14 protein-coding genes are annotated in these 21381 nt (G+C 42.7%); 6 read left to right on the top strand and 8 right to left on the bottom strand.

Annotation, left to right across the window (positions count from 1 at the left end; translation table 11 throughout):
* Window positions 1-161 precede the first annotated feature (161 nt).
* The gene (locus DW917_RS12990; protein ID WP_118119380.1) at window positions 162-1139 is read right to left on the bottom strand and encodes a polyprenyl synthetase family protein; all 978 of its coding nucleotides are present in this window, start codon (window positions 1137-1139) and stop codon (window positions 162-164) included.
* Window positions 1140-1246: 107 nt separating this feature from the next.
* On the opposite strand from DW917_RS12990, the gene polA reads away from it, so the two are divergent.
* Complete coding sequence (gene polA, locus DW917_RS12985; RefSeq protein ID WP_118119378.1) at window positions 1247-4009, top strand: DNA polymerase I; 2763 nt, start codon at window positions 1247-1249, stop codon at window positions 4007-4009.
* A 232-nt stretch (window positions 4010-4241) separates the two neighbouring features.
* Here the strand turns inward: polA and DW917_RS12980 are convergent, their stop codons facing one another.
* Entirely contained in the window at window positions 4242-7229 is a 2988-nt protein-coding gene (locus tag DW917_RS12980) for a transglutaminase family protein (RefSeq protein ID WP_118119376.1), read from the bottom strand.
* A 313-nt stretch (window positions 7230-7542) separates the two neighbouring features.
* Here DW917_RS12980 and DW917_RS12975 point away from each other — a divergent pair, with 313 nt between their 5' ends.
* Window positions 7543-8304 carry a copper homeostasis protein CutC gene (locus DW917_RS12975; RefSeq protein ID WP_118119374.1) on the top strand — a complete coding sequence of 254 codons (762 nt, stop codon included), beginning with the start codon at window positions 7543-7545 and terminating at the stop codon, window positions 8302-8304.
* A 99-nt stretch (window positions 8305-8403) separates the two neighbouring features.
* Here the strand turns inward: DW917_RS12975 and cysS are convergent, their stop codons facing one another.
* Entirely contained in the window at window positions 8404-9894 is a 1491-nt protein-coding gene (gene cysS / locus DW917_RS12970; RefSeq protein WP_118119373.1) for a cysteine--tRNA ligase, read from the bottom strand.
* Window positions 9895-10296: 402 nt separating this feature from the next.
* Here cysS and DW917_RS12965 point away from each other — a divergent pair, with 402 nt between their 5' ends.
* The gene (locus DW917_RS12965; RefSeq protein ID WP_118119371.1) at window positions 10297-11802 is read left to right on the top strand and encodes an acetyl-CoA hydrolase/transferase C-terminal domain-containing protein; all 1506 of its coding nucleotides are present in this window, start codon (window positions 10297-10299) and stop codon (window positions 11800-11802) included.
* Between the two features lie 355 nt (window positions 11803-12157).
* Here DW917_RS12965 and DW917_RS12960 read toward each other — a convergent pair whose 3' ends face one another.
* Both DW917_RS12960 and DW917_RS12955 read right to left on the bottom strand, forming a co-directional pair.
* Window positions 12158-12925, bottom strand: a complete 768-nt coding sequence (locus DW917_RS12960) for a hypothetical protein (protein ID WP_118119369.1) — start codon at window positions 12923-12925, stop codon at window positions 12158-12160.
* Window positions 12922-14022, bottom strand: coding sequence for an ATP/GTP-binding protein (locus DW917_RS12955; RefSeq protein ID WP_118119367.1), 1101 nt, complete (start codon window positions 14020-14022; stop codon window positions 12922-12924). The genes DW917_RS12960 and DW917_RS12955 overlap by 4 nt, the downstream gene beginning before the upstream one ends.
* A 1035-nt stretch (window positions 14023-15057) precedes the next feature.
* Between DW917_RS12955 and DW917_RS12950 the strand changes: the two genes are divergently transcribed.
* Both DW917_RS12950 and DW917_RS12945 read left to right on the top strand, forming a co-directional pair.
* On the top strand, window positions 15058-16620 hold the full coding sequence (locus DW917_RS12950; protein WP_118119365.1) for an ATP-binding protein: 1563 nt from the start codon (window positions 15058-15060) through the stop codon (window positions 16618-16620).
* Between the two features lie 10 nt (window positions 16621-16630).
* Window positions 16631-17053, top strand: a complete 423-nt coding sequence (locus tag DW917_RS12945) for a hypothetical protein (protein ID WP_118119363.1) — start codon at window positions 16631-16633, stop codon at window positions 17051-17053.
* A 238-nt stretch (window positions 17054-17291) separates the two neighbouring features.
* Here DW917_RS12945 and DW917_RS12940 read toward each other — a convergent pair whose 3' ends face one another.
* Genes DW917_RS12940 through DW917_RS12930 form a run of 3 tightly spaced genes read right to left on the bottom strand, consistent with a single transcriptional unit; the run spans window position 17292 to window position 19592 of the window.
* Window positions 17292-17897: an RNA methyltransferase gene (locus tag DW917_RS12940; RefSeq protein WP_118119361.1), complete on the bottom strand. Its 606-nt coding sequence runs from the start codon at window positions 17895-17897 to the stop codon at window positions 17292-17294.
* Window positions 17890-18327: a SufE family protein gene (locus tag DW917_RS12935; RefSeq protein WP_118119359.1), complete on the bottom strand. Its 438-nt coding sequence runs from the start codon at window positions 18325-18327 to the stop codon at window positions 17890-17892. The genes DW917_RS12940 and DW917_RS12935 overlap by 8 nt, the downstream gene beginning before the upstream one ends.
* The gene (locus DW917_RS12930; protein ID WP_118119382.1) at window positions 18327-19592 is read right to left on the bottom strand and encodes a peptidase U32 family protein; all 1266 of its coding nucleotides are present in this window, start codon (window positions 19590-19592) and stop codon (window positions 18327-18329) included. Before DW917_RS12930 ends, DW917_RS12935 begins: the two co-directional genes overlap by 1 nt.
* Before the next feature lie 129 nt (window positions 19593-19721).
* On the opposite strand from DW917_RS12930, the gene DW917_RS12925 reads away from it, so the two are divergent.
* Complete coding sequence (locus tag DW917_RS12925) at window positions 19722-20792, top strand: C1 family peptidase (RefSeq protein ID WP_118119357.1); 1071 nt, start codon at window positions 19722-19724, stop codon at window positions 20790-20792.
* Window positions 20793-21381: the final 589 nt, after the last annotated feature.

The raw sequence follows: 21381 nt of genomic DNA, 5'->3' as shown, positions 1-21381 counted from the left end.
AAAAAAAAAGGGTGCGTCACAGACTTATGACACACCCTCTTATTTTTAGAGACTTATAGACGTACGACTACTCACTCTATAGACGTACGACTATAACCCCTATAAACGTACGACTATAGACTCTAATGACGTACGACTATAAACTTAATAAACGTACGAGCTTAAACCTTACGTTCAATAACGAAATCAAGATAAGCTTTCAAAGCGTTATAGATGTCCTTATCATCCACATAAGTGTCCAAGAAATTCATGGCTTCAGCATGAAAATCCCACATACGCTTATCTGCGTATTCTATACCGCCATTGGCTTTCGTAAATTCCACCAAACGAGCAATTTCATCAGGGGTTACATCATGAGATTTCACCTTACGTGCCAGCTTCATCATCTCCTCGTCACCAGTAGATTTCAGCGCATAGATAACCGGCAAAGTCAACTTACCTTCAGCCATATCATTACCAGTAGGCTTACCTATCTCCTGAGAATCGTAGTAATCAAAAATATCATCACGAATCTGGAAGATAATACCTAAATTCTGGCCAAATCGCTTGGCTTCCTCTATAGCAATCTGTGAAGCATTAGCCGACAAAGCACCAATACCGGCACAAGCCTCAAAAAGAGCTGCCGTTTTCTGCTTAATTACCTGATAATAAATGTCTTCCGATATTTCCTGATTACTGATACTATTCAATTGCAGAATCTCACCATTGGACAAAACACGTCCTAATTCAGCAAGATATCTCACTATTTCCTCAGAATGAGAATAGGAAACATGGAGCAAGGCAGTAGAGAGAATGAAGTCACCTACCAGTACTGCAACCTTATTATTATAAGTAGCATTGACACTTGCCTGACCACGGCGCTCCCCACTTTCATCTACAACATCATCATGAACTAAAGAAGCCGTATGAAGCAGTTCCAAACCGACTGCTGAATGCTGAGTAACCTCAGTAACTTTGCCGAAATTCTTCGCCATCAGCAGGATAAGCATAGGGCGCATACGCTTACCCGCACGCTGTCGAATATGGTCGAGAGCCTGCGAAAGAAGTCCGTCGCTATGCATCAAAGACTTATTAAACAAATCAATAAAATCTGTCAACTCTGCCTCAATAGGCTGTCTGATAAGTGATAAATAATCCATTATGTGATAGTAAAACTACTTAATTTCTGAAATTTGATACAAAATTAATCAATTATTCGTGAAATGTGGCAATTTTTTAGTAATTTTACACCATAAATATGAATATTATGGATAAATTATTCCTTTTAGACGCGTATGCGCTCATTTATCGCTCGTATTACGCCTTTATCAAAGCTCCAAGAATCAATTCCAAGGGGCTTAACACTTCGTGTATCATGGGGTTCTGCAATACCCTCAACGAGATACTTACCAAGGAGAAACCAACTCATATCGCAGTGGCTTTCGACCATGGCAAGACCTTCCGCCATGAGGCTTTTCCTGCCTATAAAGCCCAGCGAGAAGAGACACCGGAAGACATCAAACTCTCTGTACCAATCATCAAAAACATACTCGAGGCCTATAACATTCCCATCCTCCAAGTGGATGGTTTTGAGGCTGATGATATCATTGGTACTGTAGCGATTCAAGCTGGAGAGAAAGGTATAGAGACCTACATGCTCACACCGGATAAAGATTATGGTCAGCTGGTAAGGGAGAATGTATATATGTTCCGTCCTCGACATGGGGGTGGATATGAAACCTTGGGTGAAAAGGAAATTGAGGAAAAATACGGAATCGCTTCCCCACTCCAGGTTATTGACCTTTTGGCTCTCATGGGTGACTCGGCAGATAACTTCCCAGGATGTCCTGGTGTCGGAGAGAAAACGGCTGCCAAACTGATCAATGAATTTGGAAGCGTAGAGAACTTGATTGAAAATTCTTCTAAGGTGAAAGGCAAACTTCGCGAAAAAGTAGAAGGTGCTATCGAGGATATCAAAATCTCAAAGTTCCTAGCAACTATCCGGACTGATGTTCCTGTGGAAATAAAAATGGATGATTTGAAGTTGGTTGAACCTGATAAAGAAAAGTTGGACGAAATCTTCTCTGAACTCGAGTTCAAAAGCTTTGCAAACAGGATTCTTAAAAAACCTCAACAAAAGAAAATAAAGCCTACAGGAGAGCTCGATTTATTTGGCGCACAGCAAGACGATGGGCAGGATGTTCAAAAAAACGCGAGTTTTGAGACCCTTAAAAGCACTCCTCATAAGTATCAACTAATTGAAAATGAGGAAGATGCAAAGAAACTTTGTGATTATTTGATGACATTCGACACTCTCAGTTTAGACACAGAGACCACTTCTACTACTGCAATTGATGCAGAATTGGTAGGTTTGAGCTTTGCCGTCAAAGAAAAAGAGGCTTACTATGTCGCCATTTCTGCAAATCGTGAAGAAGCTTTAAAATTCGTAAACATCTTTAAACCGCTCTATGAAAACCCTCAAATTCTGAAAGTCGGCCAAAATATCAAATACGACTACGAGGTTTTGATGAATTACGGAGTGGAGATAAAAGGCAAGATGTTTGATACGATGATTGCTCACTATCTCATCCAACCAGAGTTATACCACAACATGGATTATCTGGCTGAAGTCTTGCTCAATTACCAGACCATCCATATTGAGGAGTTGATCGGTCCGAAAGGCAGAAACCAGAAATCGATGCGAGATCTTGCTCCATCCGATGTTTATGAATATGCAGCAGAAGATGCAGACATCACATTGCGATTGAAAAATGTACTTGAGCCAAGACTCAAGGAGATTCATTGTGAGGATCTGTTTTGGAATGTCGAAATGCCACTTGTACCCGTTTTGGCCCACATGGAGATGAACGGAGTATGCATTGATACCGATACGCTGAAAGAAACGTCTAATAATTTGACCAACAGATTGACAGACATAGAGCATCACATCTACGAACTGGCAGGTGAATCGTTCAACATAGCCTCTCCACGTCAGGTAGGTGAAATCCTCTTCGGAAAAATGAAGATTGTGGAGAAACCGAAAAAGACAAAGACGGGACAATATGTGACGAGTGAAGAAGTACTGCAACAGTTGAGAAGCAAGAGTCCGATCATCGATGAGATTCTGAACTACAGGGGTTTAAAGAAACTTCTGAGCACATACGTGGATGCTCTTCCTAAGCTCATCAATCCACGTACCGGACATATACATGCCTCATTCAATCAGGCCATTACTGCCACAGGTCGCCTTTCATCAAGTGATCCAAACCTACAGAATATTCCAGTTCGTGATGATGATGGAAAAGAAATACGCCGCTGCTTTATTCCAGAGCCAGGCTGTCTGTTTTTTTCAGCAGACTACTCCCAGATAGAGTTGCGCATTATGGCACACTTGAGCGAAGACAAGAATATGGTAGAAGCCTTCCGTGAAGGTTCCGATATCCATGCCGCAACAGCTGCCAAAATATGGCATGAAGAAATATCGCAAGTTACTGATACTCAGCGTAAAAAGGCAAAGACTGCCAACTTTGGTATCATCTATGGTATCACTACATTCGGTCTGGCGCAGCGCATGAATATAGAAAATAAAGAAGCCAAGCAAATCATTGAGGATTATTTCCGCACCTTCCCTGGCGTAAAGGCCTATATGGAGAAATCAAAGGAAATTGCCCGCGAGAAAGGCTATGCTGAGACTATTTTCCACCGCCGCCGCTACTTACCAGACATCAATAGCCGCAATGGTACAGTACGCGGTTTTGCCGAGCGCAATGCCATCAATGCCCCTATCCAAGGTTCTGAGGCCGACATCATCAAGGTTGCGATGGTTCGCATCTTCAACCGATTCAAAGCTGAAGGCATCAAGAGCAAAATGATCATCCAGGTACACGATGAGCTCAATTTCTCCGTCTATCCGGAAGAGAAAGAAAAAGTAGAGCAAATCGTGGTAGAGGAAATGCAGAATGCCTATCATCTGAGCGTACCATTAGTAGCCGATGCAGGCTGGGGAAAGAACTGGCTGGAAGCACATTAATGCCAACTCAGAATGACACTAAAACAAGGGAACTTACATTATAAGTTCTAAACATGAATGAAAAAAGAACTTTTGGTAAAAGAAACCTATAAAAAACAGAGGAACTTTGGAATAAGATAACTCCAAAGTTCCTTTTTATATTTCAGAAATTTGTGTAAGCAGGCGTCCTTGCCAACAAGCAAATTTCAGAACCAGCAAACAATAATAGTTTCAAATCATCAGCACTGCGGATTTACAATTTTCTGATTACGGTTTCCAACTGCTCACCCAATCCGATAGTATAACCCTGTGAGAAATAAACCACACGATTGAAAGTATCAGAAATCATAAATATCGGAAGGAGGTTGGCATTCGTAAGTTTCATATTCTCAACGATTTGCTTCCGAATAGACCCCTCCTTGTCTATACCGAATATCAGATTCTTAGGCAGACCCGGGAACTCGGCAATGCGGAACTTTTTAGCTGAAGCTTCATCCTCGAAGAGGAGCACCATAGGACGATTCCACTTTTCGAATACTTGCGCAACCTTAGCGATATCCTTCAAGGCATGATTAGTAGGCTCTTGGCCTACACCCAACAAACCGGTAATGAAATAACCACGACCCGTCTGGCTCAAAAGACTGACTTCCTTACCATCCAAGATGAATTTAGACTCCGAATCAAAGTTTCCCTTAACCGTAATCTCGGTATCAGAAGTACGTAAAAACATCTTAACTACGTTGGTTTCAGCTTGTTTCACATGAAACAATTGCATTTCTGACAACACCCCGCCATTGGCAAGACGAGTACCCGTTACAAGAGCATAATCCCCCTCATCCAATTCCACTCCATTCTTGAACGTATTACTCCAAGTACATCCCTCTTCAGGATATTCCAGCAGCGAAGTAGAGCCGTCAGGATTGATGCGAGTAAGAGAGAAATGACTATAATACTTAGGATCATCCACCACTCCATTAGGCTGATAATCAAGCTTTAACAAGCCCTTAGGAGAAGACTGTACCTTTGTCTTTTCCATATCAGATGCAGCAGAAGATGCTTTCGCGTCAAAATCGACATCTATCCAGACATCATTCTGCAAACCCTCCTTCACTCCACCTTGTTTATATTGCAATTTCTTGGTCACAGCATCCACTCTCGCCTCAATTCCAAGACTTCTTGCCACATCCACAAAGAAAATCTTCCGAGAACGCTCATCCGTAAGACGTGATGCCCAAACACCCATAGGAGTCTGGGCGATTTGCAATGCCTTCTTGTCAGGGTTCAGACGGATATTCTCCTTCACCCATTCCACCAGACGAGCAGGATCTTGTCTGAAAATTTGAGCCAAAGATTGCTTTGCTTTAGCTGCATTATTTGCTTTTACAAACTTGGAAGACACATCACGATCATCAGCAACAGAGGTCTTCATCTTTTCAAATTGCTCCTCAAAGAACTGTTTGAAAGGATGAATAATCATCTCGTCCTCCACACGAGGAGACAACTGGTTGCTATGGGCATTGAAATGATCCTCCAGAATATCCATCTGCATATCCCTTAAATCCTTGGCACTCAGCGTGCTGAGCAATTCTATAGCCCGATTCAGATTATCCTGATGAAGCATCAGAAACTTGAGGATAACTTCGTGATTACCCCAAGAACCAACAAGAAAATCCACTAATTTCTGGGCCTTATCAGAAAGCTTTTGAGCATTTTGATAGTCCACTTTTTCTCCCTTTACCATCCAAGTAGGAACCCCGTTTCTCGTCAAATACTTCTCCTCAAGCAATCCATTTTTCTGCAATGCCTCCAGAGCCGTTTCCTTAGTATAGAAAGTAGCCAGATAAGCATGGCGGATAGAATCCTCATAAGCGAATCGCTCCAGGTTCTTCGCTCTCGCCTCTGCCGAAACCTCAGGAATATTTGCTTTCTCTGGCGGAGGTACGATATCAAAAGAATCACGGAAACTAACGGAAGAAAAATTAAGAGAACGGTTCATATCCGAAGCAGAAACCTTCCGGTCAAGACGGATGGTCATTTTTCTCGCCTTCTCGCCTTCCTCACCAGGCAGATTTGCCTTACCGAAAGAAGCCTTTACAAAGCCATATTTACCATCCTTCGACGCCCAAACCATCATATCGCCCTTACCTGCCGAAAGAAAGGTCTTGCCATCCTGAGCCGTATATTTCGTCACGACAGAACAAAACTCTGCATAATTATAGATTTTAAAATCCACTCTTGCACCCTCTACAGGCTTACCTTCAGCATCAACTACAGAGAAGTCGATACGGGCAGAGGAGCCATAATTGTCTATCAGATTGATTTCTGTATAGTTGGACGTGCGGAGCATTACCTCTTCCGGTCCGTTATAGTCGCCAAATGCTTTCGTATGCATCAGCATGGCTCTCGATGCGGGAGCATTAAACCACGCCAGATTAAGCACAGCCTCAGGTTCGCAAGCGCCTAAGAAGTACCATTTACCATCAGCCCATGCTTCTACCCAGGCATGATTGTCGTCAGTATGCGCCCAGCGAGGCGTATAAACCTGTCTGGCAGGAATGCCTATCGCTCTCAAAGCTGCCACGGTAAAAGTACTCTCCTCGCCGCATCTTCCGTATGCAGAACGGATTGTGGCAAGAGGAGCAGAAGTACGACCGTCGGAAGGCTGATAGGTTACCCGCTCATGGCACCAATGGTTGACTTCCAGAATAGCATCTTTCATGCCCATCCCCTTCACACGCTCTTTCAGTTCCTTAAAGAATATCATTCGGGAATCATCCAGATTTTCATTGTTCACACGGATAGGAAGCACAAAGTGACGGAACAGCAACTCCGGTATATCCTTGCCCCAAGCCATTTCCTTCCTTGCCTCAAAGCTCGTACGTACATTTTCCAGGAAGAAACTTGTAGGATAATCTGTCACGTCAGCTATTGGCATATAGGCATAGAGGAATTGCAGGGCCTCCTGCTCCTCAGTCGTCAGTTTCTGCTTAGTGACCTCCATCGTCTCCTTAGCCCCTTTTTTCTTCAGGACTGTATCATAGACGTTCATCCCTTTCACCTGATAGAACTGCCTGCCCACGAGTTTCATCTTACTCTCGAAAGCATTTTCCACCTTAGAGCGATAAGCCCCGTCTGAGATAAAATGCGGTTTGTCATGTGCATCCACCGACAAACAGTTGGCCATCAACACCTGCCAAGAAACCAAGAAGAGGATGGCTAAAGATACTATACTTTTTCTCATATTTATTAAGATTATTTTTTCCAACCGCAAAGATAAGCAATAAAAATGAAGTTCACAAGTTTGTAGTCCTCAAACTTATAAACCTTTAGCATTCTTTTATATCAGTCACTACCCTACCGATAAACCGATTTTTCATGCCTATCTTGAGGAACAGCTACTATCCGTCATATCATTTTAGGGAAAATGTGATAAAAACACCATAAATACCTTGGATTTTTGTGAAAAAGTAGTAACTTTGCTACGATTATCCCATCCAACATGAAAGATATATAGCCAAAAACTCAATATGGATCAATAAATAGAAAAAGAAGATATGAACAGAGAAGAATTTAAATTTGAGATATGTGCCAATAGTGTAGAAAGCTGTCTGGCAGCACAAGAGGGAGGAGCCGACCGGGTAGAACTGTGCGCAGGAATACCCGAAGGAGGTACTACCCCATCGTATGGCGAGATAAAACTGGCACGCAAATTACTCACAAAGACTAAACTCCACGTCATCATCCGACCTCGTGGTGGAGATTTTCTCTATACCCCATTGGAACTGGAACGCATGGAAGAAGATATCCGCATCTGTCGCGAATTGGGAGTGGATGGAGTCGTTTTCGGATGCCTCACAGAAGAGGGAGAAATTGATAGGGAAGCCAACCGCAGGTTAGTGGAGCTGGCACGCCCAATGTCAATAACCTTCCACCGTGCTTTCGATCGTACTGCAGATCCCATGAAAGCCCTTGAAGATATTATTTCTTTGGGATGCAACCGAATCCTGACTTCCGGTCAGCAACCGAAGGCGATAGATGGTATCAGCCTGCTTGCCCAGCTGGAAAAGAAACTGAAAGAATATCCCCTGCCTCCAATCCAGCTCCTGGCAGGTAGTGGCGTCAACGAGGAAAACATCCGACAGATATTCGATGCTACAGGCATTCACGAATACCATTTTTCTGCAAGAGTAAATGTAGCGAGCAAGATGAAACATTATAACCACGAGGTTTATATGGGAGCCAAAGGGGCTGATGAATCCAATTCGCTCGTCACATCGGCAGAGAAAGTGAGAAATACCATCAAACAACTCGTTTAAAGAGAAAAAAGTATAATAGCCTCCACAAAGCGTGAAGGCTATTATACTTTTTTATAGAATCCGTTTTCAATTGACACTATTTCTTATAGCTTCAATTTCCTATTTATTCAGTTTCCAAGTTACACCATCCTTGGTGTCCTTAACTTCAAATCCTGCATCAGCAAGAGCATCACGAATCTGGTCACTGGTAGCCCAATCCTTAGCTGCTTTAGCCTTAGCACGAAGGTCGAGTACCATATCCACCACCTTGCCGTAAGCCTCCTCACGTGCATCATTGTTGGCACCCTTCTCACTCTTCAAACCGAGAAGATCGAAGGTGAAGAGCTGCATCGTTTCGGTGAGTTCCTTCAAGTCATCGGCTGAAATATTCGCCTTATGATCAAGAGCTGTATTGATAACATGGCAAGCCTCAAAAAGGAAACTGATGACAAGCTGTGTCTGGAAGTCATCGTTCATCGCATCATAGCAACGCTGGCGCAGCTCTGCTACGAACTTATGAACCTGCTCGTCGCTCTGTTTAGCCACAGGCACACGCTCCAGGTCGTTCAAACCATTCATCAAGCGCTCCAATCCCTTCTGACTGGCCTTCAAGGCATCATTAGAGAAATCTACCGTGCTGCGATAGTGAGCCGAGAGGATGAAGAAACGGATGGTCATTGGCGAATAAGCCTGCTCCAGACTGTCATGATTGCCTGTGAAGAACTGCTCCAGAGTGATGAAGTTGCCCAAGCTCTTACCCATCTTCTGACCGTTGATGGTAATCATGTTATTATGCATCCAGTAGTGAACCATCTGATCGCCCTGAGAAGCCACAGCCTGAGCAATCTCGCACTCGTGATGAGGGAAAATCAAGTCCATACCGCCTCCGTGAATATCGAAGTGGTTGCCTAAGTACTTTCTGCCCATCGCAGTACACTCGCAGTGCCAGCCAGGGAAGCCATCGCTCCAAGGACTTGGCCAGCGCATGATGTGCTCTGGTGAAGCCTTCTTCCAGAGAGCGAAATCAGCCTGATTCTTCTTCTCGCCGATACCAGCAAGTTCACGGCTTTCATTGATGATGTTCTCCAGGTTACGGCCAGAAAGAATACCATACTTATGATCCTTGTTGTATTTCTCGATATCAAAATAGATAGAACCATTGCTCTCGTAAGCATAACCATTGTCGAGGATTTCCTGTACTAACTTCTCCTGCTCGATGATATGACCGGTAGCATGAGGCTCGATACTTGGAGGGAGCACATTGAGTGCCTCCATGGCAACGTGATAGCGGTTGGTGTAGTACTGCGCAATCTCCATTGGCTCCAACTGTTCCAGGCGAGCCTTCTTCTCTATCTTGTCATCGCCCTCATCAGCATCGTGCTCCAAGTGGCCTACGTCAGTAATGTTTCTAACGTAGCGAACCTTATAGCCCAGGTGCTTGAGATAGCGGAAGAGTATATCGAATGTGATGGCTGGTCTTGCATGACCGAGATGCGGATCGCCATATACGGTAGGGCCACAAACATACATGCCCACATTAGGAGCGTGGAGCGGAGTAAATCTCTCTTTCGTACGAGTGAGAGTGTTGTAGATCAATAATTTCTGTTCCATCTTATTATGAACCTTTCTTTTTATTATTTATATTTGTTTGCAAAGTTAACTCATTTTTCTGAGATTTCAGTCAATTCAGCCACAAAATGTTATAAAATAGTCTGAAAATACCATTTTTATCTTAGAAAAATCATCCACAGAGTCTGTTCTCGCAACCCACTATACTATTCATCCGCAAATCTTCAATCCCTATTCACTACTAACAAAAAATGCATAAAGCAAGTTATTCCTGCATATTCATGCACAAAAGATAAGTAAAATGCCTTTTATTTGCATAAATTCGTCAAAAGATTGCCATATATTAAAAATAATGTGTAACTTTGCAGCCACAAAAAGTTATGAAATGTAAGGGCAGCAACAAATTGCCCGATAATATTACATGATAATAAATAAAGTACGGAAATGGCATATATTAGACTTTCAGCTGCCGAAGCCGCAGCTATGATCAAGGATCAGGACACGATAGCACTAAGTGGTTTCACACCTAACGGCGTGCCTAAGGCTACCTTCCGCGAACTCTCCAAAAGAGCCGTAGCAGAACATGAAGCAGGCAGACCATTCCAGGTGGGCATCCTGACAGGAGCTTCTACCTCGCAAAGTATCGAGGGTGACATGGCAGCAGCCCATGCCATCAAGTTCCGTGCGCCATTTTCTACCAACAAGGATTTCCGCACCCATACCAATCTGGGCGAAATCGACTACGAGGATATGCACCTCGGTCACATGGCTGAGCGTCTGCGCCGTGGCTTCTATGGCGAGATAGACCTTGCCATCATCGAGGTGAGCGATCTGGAAGAAGGCGAAACCACCTGCAAGGCATTCCTTACCTCTGCCGGTGGTATCGTGCCTACCATCGTACGCCTTGCCAAGAAGGTGCTCATCGAGAAGAATACCTTCCACAGCCCAGCATCCCGCTATCTCCATGATGTCTATGAAATAGCAGAATGCCCGTTCCGTACACCTATCCCTATCATGAACGTAGGCGACCGTATCGGTAAAGAGTATGTAGAGATAGATGCCCATAAGATTGTCGGCGTGATAGAATGCAATATCCCGGAAGAGGCTCGTGCCTTCAAGCCGCTCGACCCTATCACAGAACAGATGGGTCATAATGTGGCCGACTTCCTGGTCAGCGACCTGAAGAAGGGACATATTCCTCCACAGTTCCTGCCACTCCAGAGCGGTGTAGGCGTTACTTCCAATGCCGTACTCGAGGCATTGGGTCAGAATCCTAACGTACCGGTATTCAGCGTTTATACCGAGGTTGTACAGGATGCTGTCGTAAAATACATGCGCGAAGGTAGAATCAAGGATGCTTCCTGCTCATCCCTCACCGTCACCAATGATACTTTGAAGGAAGTATATGATGACATCGACTATTTCAAGCAGCATCTCACCATCCGTCAGAGTGAGATTTCCAATTCTCCTGAGGTCATCCGCCGACTGGGTGTCATCGCCATGAATACCGCCATCGAGTGCGACATCTATGGCAACGAGAACTCCAGCCATATCTGCGGCAGCAAGTTGATGAATGGTATCGGCGGTTCTTGCGACTACGAGCGTAATGGTTACATTTCTATCTTCACCACTCAGAGTACCACCAAGAACGGTTGCATTTCAGCCATCGTTCCGATGTGTAGCCACGTGGATAGTACGGAGCATGATGTGGATGTCATTGTTACCGAGCAGGGCGTTGCCGATCTTCGTGGCAAGGGTCCTTTGCGCCGTGCCAAGGAAATCATCGAAAACTGTGCTCATCCAGACTATCGCCCTATGCTCCGCGAATATCTGAAGTTTGCCGAGAAGGGGCATGAGCCACAGAGCATGCGGGCAGCCCTCGCCATGCACGATACCTTCCTGAAGAAGGGAGATATGAGACTGACTGACTTCGGGGAATATCTGAAATAAGAGAAGACTGAAAAGACTTCTTTTCTGAGATAACTCGGACAAATATCGAAATATGATAAGCGGCATTCACATCCGAGGAATGCCGCTTATCTCGTTCTTTACCATATCATATTTTCACTAAAAGATACAAAACCAGAAATAATGACAATACTAACAAAGAAAAATCACAAAACATGAGTTAGTTTCAGATTTTCTGATTATTTTTGCAAAGTCAAGATATGTATTTATTGGAATACATTCAAGAAGGTTCTAAAATTAAAACATTAAAATTAGTGAAATGAAACATATTGCTGTGGACATTTATTTTTTTTGCTAATCTTCTATCCAAAATAAGTTTTTACTTTGTATTCTAATCTTACTTGAAGTAATCATATATGAATAGCGGGAAAGCATTGAGTACTGCCACTTTGCATTCCTCGGTATTCACATATTTCTCTATTTGTGAATCGAATATCTTGTCCTGAAGAATGTCGTCCTTTGATCCTGGTATTCTGTTCTCACCATTGCAAAGATAGTTTGCTTTGCTCACGTTCTGCTCCTTCAAATATACCCAGTTCTGCTTGACTTCCTCTATTTCATCTTCTGTAGGTTCCCGATTCTCTGTCAGAAGGATAAAATCAAAACTTTGATAGGCTGAGAATTCTGCTGATAATCCCTTAAACCTGCTGCAATCAGTACGGGATATCGTATAGGTCCAATAGTTTGCATCCGGCAAAAACTTGGTATAGCGGATAGATTCTACCATCGGATAATCAATATAGAGCTTTCCGTATTCTGTTTCATTATTAAACGTTTCTAACATCTCTTTTACCTGTCTGTTGATTTCTTCGAGTGATAAATTCCTATTGTGGAAATCATAATCGAAGAAAAGATAGATTTCGGAAATGTCGGCAGATCTATCTATGCCTTTTAGAGGATTGTCTTTTTGAGAGGCAAACTTTTCCATCAGTAAAGACACGATATCTCCATCTCCATCGTACTCCTGCAAATCCTTGTAAAGCTGATAGATATTGTTGTTGTAGGAACAAACTATCTGCTCTTCCCGGTTGGAAAAGTACAATCGTTGGATGGTGCGGAATAAATCCGGCTCACGTTTTACTCCTTCAAAAACAAATAATATCATACTTCAAAAGCGTTACCTCTAAACATTTTTTCTATATTATGGCCGAACCTCAGTTCCTTCTGGGTGCAGCTGCTCAATGGTTTGATCTTGTTGTCTTGCAAGATGAAATTGCAGTCTGGGCGCAGTAAGTCATTGGTCATCAGGTAAGTGTTGTGAGATGACGTGAAAGCTTGGCATGGAAGGGAAAAAAGTGTCTTGCAAACCTCGAAGGAAAGCTTGAAGTGATAGAATGCGTCAAATTCATCAATGAAAACGAATGATGCATCTTTCATCTGCTTGAGCCAATAATAGAGCAACATCAGCGAGTGGGTGCCTGTTGATGCAATCTTATCAAATGGAATGCGACCTAAGCCGAATATGCAATACAGTTCTTTGTCGTCATCATTCGGCTTCTGAAACTCAAAGTCTTGTCCGCTTACACGATGGATGAAATCCTCAAAGTCGTCTGTCAGATGATTCTTGATGATATATTCGTCAAGGTTTGCTGGAGCTGTAGCTAAGCCCATGAATTCATTCTTCTCCACGCTTCGGAACCACAACATGGAGTTGACAAACTTCTGTAATTTAAGGAGATAATGCTCTTTTGCTAATGGGTAGGAGGTGAGAAGAAAATTGATAATGGATACGTTGTTGGCGTTGTTGGCTAAGTTGGTCTTCACGGTTGCTTCCATCTGAAATTCTTCTTCATCCAATGTCAGGATAGAATCCTTGTTGCAGAATATCAGCTTGTTGTTCACCACAAGTTTCTCTGCCTCTAATTTTCCCTCTGGTGATTTGCTATAAGAATACTGCAACAGATCATCTCCCAACAGGAAGGTGTACTCAAAATCTACAGGGAAGTTCAACTTTCCTGTATAAGTGAAGTTGTCATAATAGTTCACTCTTTTCCACTTCTGTGAAAGATGATTTGTGATATCGAAGATAGCCAATGCAAAGTTCGACTTGCCAGAACCGTTAGGTCCATACACGATGCCATTCTTGATGATTCCGTCTTTTATGGCAAATGTGTTGAACGAATAGTTACTTGGTTCCGACAAGTCCCATTCTATGCGATTGGCAAATCCTCTATAATTCGTAACGGCAAATTTTACTAACATAATATCTTTGTTAAAATATAAACGAAATGTTACTGCAGGCGAGTGCAAATGAAAGTTCTTTGATTGCTGTATGCAGTTCTTTTTTGCAAAGATATATAAAAATCTAATATGCCGTAATTTTTTTACGGATATTTAAGATTAAACTTGTTTTAGTCTCTTAATTCATTCCTTGAATGACTGTTGTTTCCCCTAAGTTTAGTTTTTACTTTGTGTTTTTGCGGTACTTTACTTTGTGTTTTTGTGATAAATCGCTTTTGCCCCTTTTCTACCCCCTTCGTCAGAGTTGATTACTGATTACGATTACAGTTCGATTTTCCGCTGGTTCATCTTCGTCATTGTAAAGCATGAAACTTTCCTATGATGCAGGGGTAAGGGGGATAGGATGCATTGCGATAGCACCTTGTAAGAAGTACTTTAAATTTAGTTAAAAGTAGGGCGTGTAATCATATCTTTGTCCGTTTATCCAAGATTTAACACTTTCAGTTGTAGCAGCTCCCCAAAGTGGACACGATAAATCCATCCAGACAAGAAATAGTAAGTCAACGTAAATTATAACTAAGTAACAACCGAGTCAACTCATATTAAAAATAATGCTGAGAGTGGTCAACTAAAACCGTTAAACCACACAACTAAAACCATTAAACCGAATAAAAAGTATATGCCCTTAGAAGAAAGTTCCGTTCAACGACGTTAAATGTCCGTTCAACGTCTTTGAACGGCGGTTCAACGTCTTTGAACGGACATTCAAAGACGCTGAACGAAGAATTCATCAGGCTTCAAAACATTATCTTATAGGAACAAGAACAATCAACTAAGATAGGAGAAAGTTTACCATTGTCTTTTAAAATTCTTAATGCCCCGTTTTTAATTTAAGTACTTGACGATTTTGGCAAGCCATTTCTTTTCTATTCTGAGGACTAAGACTGGTTAGTTAAGAACCCATAAGGAGGAAAACACAGAAAAAATCACAATAGCAAACTTGGTACTTTCGATTATTTTGCTTAACTTTGCCTTCGAAATCAAGAACAAGAGACAATGGCAAGAAAACGATATCCTATAGGCATACAGACTTTCGAACGAATCCGCAAAGAAGATTGGTTCTATGTTGACAAGACGGAATACATCTATCGTATGACCCATACTGATGGTACATATTTCTTCTTGAGCCGACCACGCCGTTTCGGCAAGTCACTCCTTGTATCTACCTTCGAAAGCTATTTTGAAGGAAAAAAGGAACTATTCAATGGTCTTGCCATCGAAAAGTTGGAGAAAGAATGGAATGAATATCCTGTGCTCCACTTCAGTTTGGCTGGAGGCAAGCACATGGAGAAAGAGCAGTTGGAGCACTATCTTCTCTTCATACTAAAGACCAATGAAGAGAAATTTGGCATAACATGTGACTCTCCAGACCCGAACATACGTATGCTCAACCTCATACAAACCGTATATGAAAAAACAGGCAAACAACCTGTGGTATTAATCGACGAATATGATGCGCCATTACTCGATGTTGTACATGAAGGAACCTCCTTAGACATTCTGCGAAATGTGATGAGAAACTTCTATAGCCCGCTCAAAGACTGCGAGAAGATGCTCCGTTTTGTTTTTCTGACAGGTATCACCAAATTCTCCCAGTTAAGTATCTTCAGCGAACTCAACAATATCACAAATATAAGCATGGATACACCATACGCTGGAATCTGTGGTATAACCAAGGAAGAGTTGATGACACAAATGAGTGATGATATTGACAGACTATCAGAAAAATTAAGCCTGTCTCATGACGAAACCCTTGAAAGACTCAAACAGCACTACGACGGCTATCATTTTGCATGGCCATCACCAGATATATTCAATCCATTCAGTTTACTGAACTGCTTTTCCAAGCAAAAGATGGATTCCTATTGGTTCGGTTCAGGCACACCAACTTACCTCATCAACATGATGCGCAAGTATGCTTTCACCCCTATCGACCTCGGCGAAAAGATGGAAGCAGGCAAGGATGACTTTGATGCTGCTACAGAGACGATGACCACCATCATGCCTTTGCTCTACCAGAGTGGATACTTCACCATCAAGGATTACGATGAGGACACCGAACTATACACTCTCGCCCTTCCTAACAAGGAAATCAGAGTCGGCCTATACAGAAGTCTTCTCCCTCACTACCTGGCTTCCAAGACGGTTATGGGCAACACGACCATCGCCAAGATGTCCAAGCTGATCAACCTGGGACAATTGGACGAAGCACTACTGTTATTCAAGACTTTCCTTGAGACGGTGCCTTACTGCGATAATACCAACTACGAGGGGCATTATCAACAGATGATGTACATCATGTTTGCCTTGCTCACCAATTTCCGCATTCTCGTAGAGCAACATACTGCCAAGGGAAGAACAGACATTACGATGGAGACGCACGACACCATCTACATCATGGAACTGAAGTTTAATAAGACGGCAGAAGAAGCTCTTCAGCAAATCAACGACAAGCGGTATGCCGATGCCTTTGCCCTGCAAAACAAACCTGTGGTGAAAGTAGGCATCAACTATACAATTAAGGAAAAAATAAGCACCTTGGAATGGGTGATAGAATAAATAGAATAATATGAGAAATAGTCTGATAATTGCCTTAGTATTCCTTTTGAGCATGACATGCCATGCTCAAAAGGTATCAATAGCAGAATTAAGTGGCACAAAGTGGAAATTAACTAAGCCTGTACTTGACTATTGTGACAAAACAATGTCCTTTACAAATACAACAGTAACAAATACATCCAATTCTCACTATATAAAACGAGAAGAGACGAAAGAAAGTAAACGTTTTTTCAGTAACTCTTATCCTTATTATCTTGCAGCAACAATTCCGACAAAATTCAATCAAAGTTTTGTAGGAAAAGTAAAATCTGGTGCTTACGTCATAAAGTACGTGAACAAGAAGGTTGTTGCTTTCAAAGTTTTGAGCATTAGTAATGCCCAGTTGAAACTTTCGACCCCACAAGGTGATGTGCTGGTTTATGACAAAATATAAAACAACATACAACATACAAATATCCGAAAGCGAAAAGAGGTCAAGCAAGAATTCCATCATGAGAAACTTGCTTGACCTTCTGCTTTATACACCTGTTAATTTCTAAACAAATCGTCCAGTACTACCACCCCATTTATCATACTCGAATACTCATTCTGCTTGGGTAGAGAAGTGGTGATAAGCGACAAAGATACGCTTTTTATTTGATATTACCAAACGAAATCAGCTTGAATGCCGCTTATAACTTCAAGAGTTTGGCAAACTCCCAGACCACAATGCCTGCCGTTACGCTGACATTGAGCGAATGCTTCGTACCAAACTGAGGAATCTCCAGGCAGCCATCGCTCATATCCACGATGTTCTGCTTTACACCCTTCACCTCGTTGCCGAAGATTACGGCATAGCCGCTGGGGAGTGAAGAGTGAAGAGTGAAGAATGAAGATTTCTCTTGATTGTCTGATTCTAACGGCGTTTGAATAAGCTTTTCATGAGCCTCCGGCAAATTCTGGAGTTTGGTAGAGCCTTCCACCTGTTCGATGCTATACACGAAGTAGCCTTTCTGCTTCAATTTCTCCACAGCCTCTTCCGTGGTCTTGAAGTATTCCCAATCGACACTATCCTCGCCACCCAATGCCGTCTTATGAATCTCGGCATTAGGAGGAGTAGCGGTAATACCACACAGATATACAGCCTCTACACGGAAAGCATCGCAAGAGCGGAAAACACTTCCTACATTATATAATGAACGCACATCATCCAAGACTACTATCAGGGGAAGCTTCTCAGCCTCCTTGAATTCCTCCAGCGTGAGGCGGTTCATCTCTATCGTTCTTAATTTACGCATTTCCCTCAGCCTCCTTGGTCTTGTAAGCCAAAGCGTACATACGAATCTGCTTGATCATCGCCAAGAGACCATTGCTGCGGGTTGGACTCAGATGATCCTTCAAACCAATCTTCTCTACGAAATAAAGATCAGCATCCATAATCTCGGTAGGAGTATGACCGCTCAATACGCGAATCAGAAGAGCGATGATACCCTTCACGATAAGAGCATCACTATCAGCAGTAAACACGAGCTTGCCATCCTCATAATCGCATTGCAACCATACACGGCTCTGACAGCCATCGATGAGATTCTGTTCGTTCTTATATTTCTCATCAAGAGGAGCCAATTCATTACCCAAGTCGATGAGCATCTGATACTTATCCATCCAATCGGTGAAGTCCTGAAACTCCTCCACTACTTCATCCTGCAAATCATTGATTGTTGCCATTATTTTATTTCCTTTATTTCGTTTACGGTAATTAATTTATAGAGTTTATCATTCGGACGAACCTTATCTGGTACAGGGATAGATACTCTCCAGCCCTGCTTGGCTGTCTCAACTGGTTTCAAATCATAACGGATCTCGTCGGCATTGAGATACATCACACCTGTAGTATTTCCTGTAATCAGAAGCTTATCGCCCTGATTGAAGGTAGTAGCTTCCACAGCAACTTCAGCCACGCCGAGTTTGGAGAAGTACTTCATCACCTTACCTACGAGTACCTTCTTCTCTGTTGCCACCGAACCATAGTGCTTGTTCCATTCGCCGAGTGTCTGACCCTGGTAATAACCATCCCAGAAACCACGGTTGAACACAGTAGCCAATCTTTCGTCCCATGCATCCTTCTTTTCCTCAGTAAAAGTACCCTCCAGTACAGAAGCAATCGCCTCCTTATAGCATTTTACTACAGTATAGACGTATTCAGGACCACGGGCACGACCTTCTATCTTGAAGACACGCACACCGGCATCCATCATACGGTCGATGAAGCGGATAGTCTTCAGGTCCTTAGGACTCATCACATACTTATTGTCGATTTCCAGCTGATTGCCCGTTTCATTATCAGTTACCGTATAGCTGCGACGGCAAATCTGTACACACTCACCACGGTTGGCAGAGCGGTTGGCATTAGCCAAACTCATATAACACTTGCCGGAAACTGCCATGCAGAGCGCACCATGACAGAACATCTCAATACGAATCTGCTTGCCCATAGGACCACAGATATTCTGCTGCTCTATCTGTTCGTGGATATGCTTCACCTGATCCATATTCAGTTCACGAGCCAGCACCGAAACATCAGCAAAGCGGGCATAGAACTTCAGCGCTTCCGTATTGGAGATATTCAACTGGGTAGAAAGATGAACCTCCTCGCCCACTTCATTACAATAGCTCATCACAGCCACATCACTTGCGATGACAGCCGAGATGCCAGCCTCCTTAGCAGCATCGATAATCTCCTTCATCGTGGCAATATCATCATCATAGATAACGGTATTGACGGTGAGATAAGTCTTGATACCATGCTCATTGCAGGTAGCAGCGATCTCACGCAGGTCATCGATGGTAAAATGATTGGCAGAATGTGAACGCATGTTCAACTTGCCGATACCGAAATAGACAGAATCTGCTCCGGCTTGGATAGCTGCAGCCAGGGATTCGCGAGATCCCACAGGAGCCATCACCTCAAATTCTTTTATTTTATCATTCATGAATGTCATATATATCTTTTTAGGATGCAAAGTTACACTTTTTCTTTGAGATATGAGCAATACTATAGATTTTTATAGTATCTTTGCAACCAATTAAAAGCAATTTGTACAAAATAAAGTTCAGACAACATGAAAAGAAAGATTATCTTCGCCATACTTGCCACACTCTTCATTGCCAGTTGTGACTACAAGAGTCAGCCTTCTTCCCAACCATCAGAGAAAGCTGGGAAGAACAACTTACCTGCCCATGTCAAACTCATCGGCACTACCCCCGTCAAGGACCAGGGACAAAGTGAACTCTGCTGGGCATACGGCATGTTGGCTACCATCGAGAGTGAACATATCATGAAGGGCGACTCCATCAACCTCTCCGTGGCTTACATCGCCCGCATGATGCTGCAGGAAAAAGCCTTGGAATATTATTTTTCTCAAGGTAAAAAACCTATCAGCATGAGGGGTATGAGTTCGATGCTCATCCATTATATCAATAAATACGGAGCCGAACCATACGACAGCTACGAGGACAAGAAAGATATCAACTATAAGGTACTCTGCCGCAAGGTAGAGCAGGTTTGCAACGGTGCTATCGCCAAGGGTGCCGGTATCGCGAAACTGAAGGAAGAACTCAACGATCTCTTCGATTCAGAATTAGGATATATGCCAGCCCAGCAGATTCACATGCTCGGTGCAGAATATACTCCTCTGGAATTTGCCCACAGCGTCTGCTATCCGGAAGAATATGTGGCCCTGACAAGCTTCACCCACCATCCCTTCCGTGAATACTTCTCACTCGAGGTAGCCGACAACCAGATGCATGACGAGTTTCTCAATATTCCTATCGACGAACTGCTGCAGCATATCCAGCAGGCGATAGAGAATGGCCATCCTGTTTGTTGGGAAGGCGATATCAGCGAACCGGGATTCCAGAATCCTAAGAACAACTATGTGGATATCACTTCTGCCGAGCGCCCTATCACCCAGGAGTCCCGTCAGAAAGCTTTCGAACAGTTGCATACCACCGATGATCATGTGATGGAAATCATCGGTACCTTCGTTCAGGGCAAACAACGATATTACGTTTGCCGCAACTCCTGGGGCACCAACTGGGGCAATCAGGGCCTCATCTATCTCTCAGAAGATTATATCAAGCTCAAAACCATCGCTGTTTATATGAGTGAAGAGGCTTATATCGGCAAATAACAGCAGAAATATATAGAATAGCTGCAATTACATATAGGAAAAAGCTGCTATTATATATATAATAATGTATAAAGGCGATTAGCCGCTTTCAGCTACATTCTTCTAAGTGCTTGATACAGGTCAATTTTGAGCTAAATACTTGATGTGTGCGCACACACATAGTTGATGTACATCAAAAAAAAGGGCTTTTTTGAGACTTTTTCTTCTAAAGATTTGGAAGATACCGAAAATCGTCGTACCTTTGCATCGTCAATAAGACAAAAGGTTATTAGGTTTTTAGGTTAAGATTGTTAGTTGTTTAGGTTTAGTTTTAGGTTTTAGATTGTTAGTTTAGGTAACAGGTATTAGAAAAGGTAAGAAAAAAGATTGTTTATTCAGAGATTAACAGTGTTCAATAGGATTAAGTTGAAAAGGTAAAAAAGAATGTTATAGGATTAACAAATGATGATGCCTGTGTAGCAGAATTTCTGCTTCAGGCTCTGAAATGGAGAGGAACTTAAAATGAAGTCAATCTCCTTTGAGTTATGAGAAATTTGGGAATATAACATTAAAGGGGGTGTGTCATAAGTCTGTGACGCACCCCTTTTAA

This window comes from Prevotella sp. AM42-24, assembly GCF_003461825.1.
GTDB lineage: Bacteria > Bacteroidota > Bacteroidia > Bacteroidales > Bacteroidaceae > Prevotella > Prevotella hominis.
This window is presented reverse-complemented; position numbering and strand designations above follow the sequence as displayed.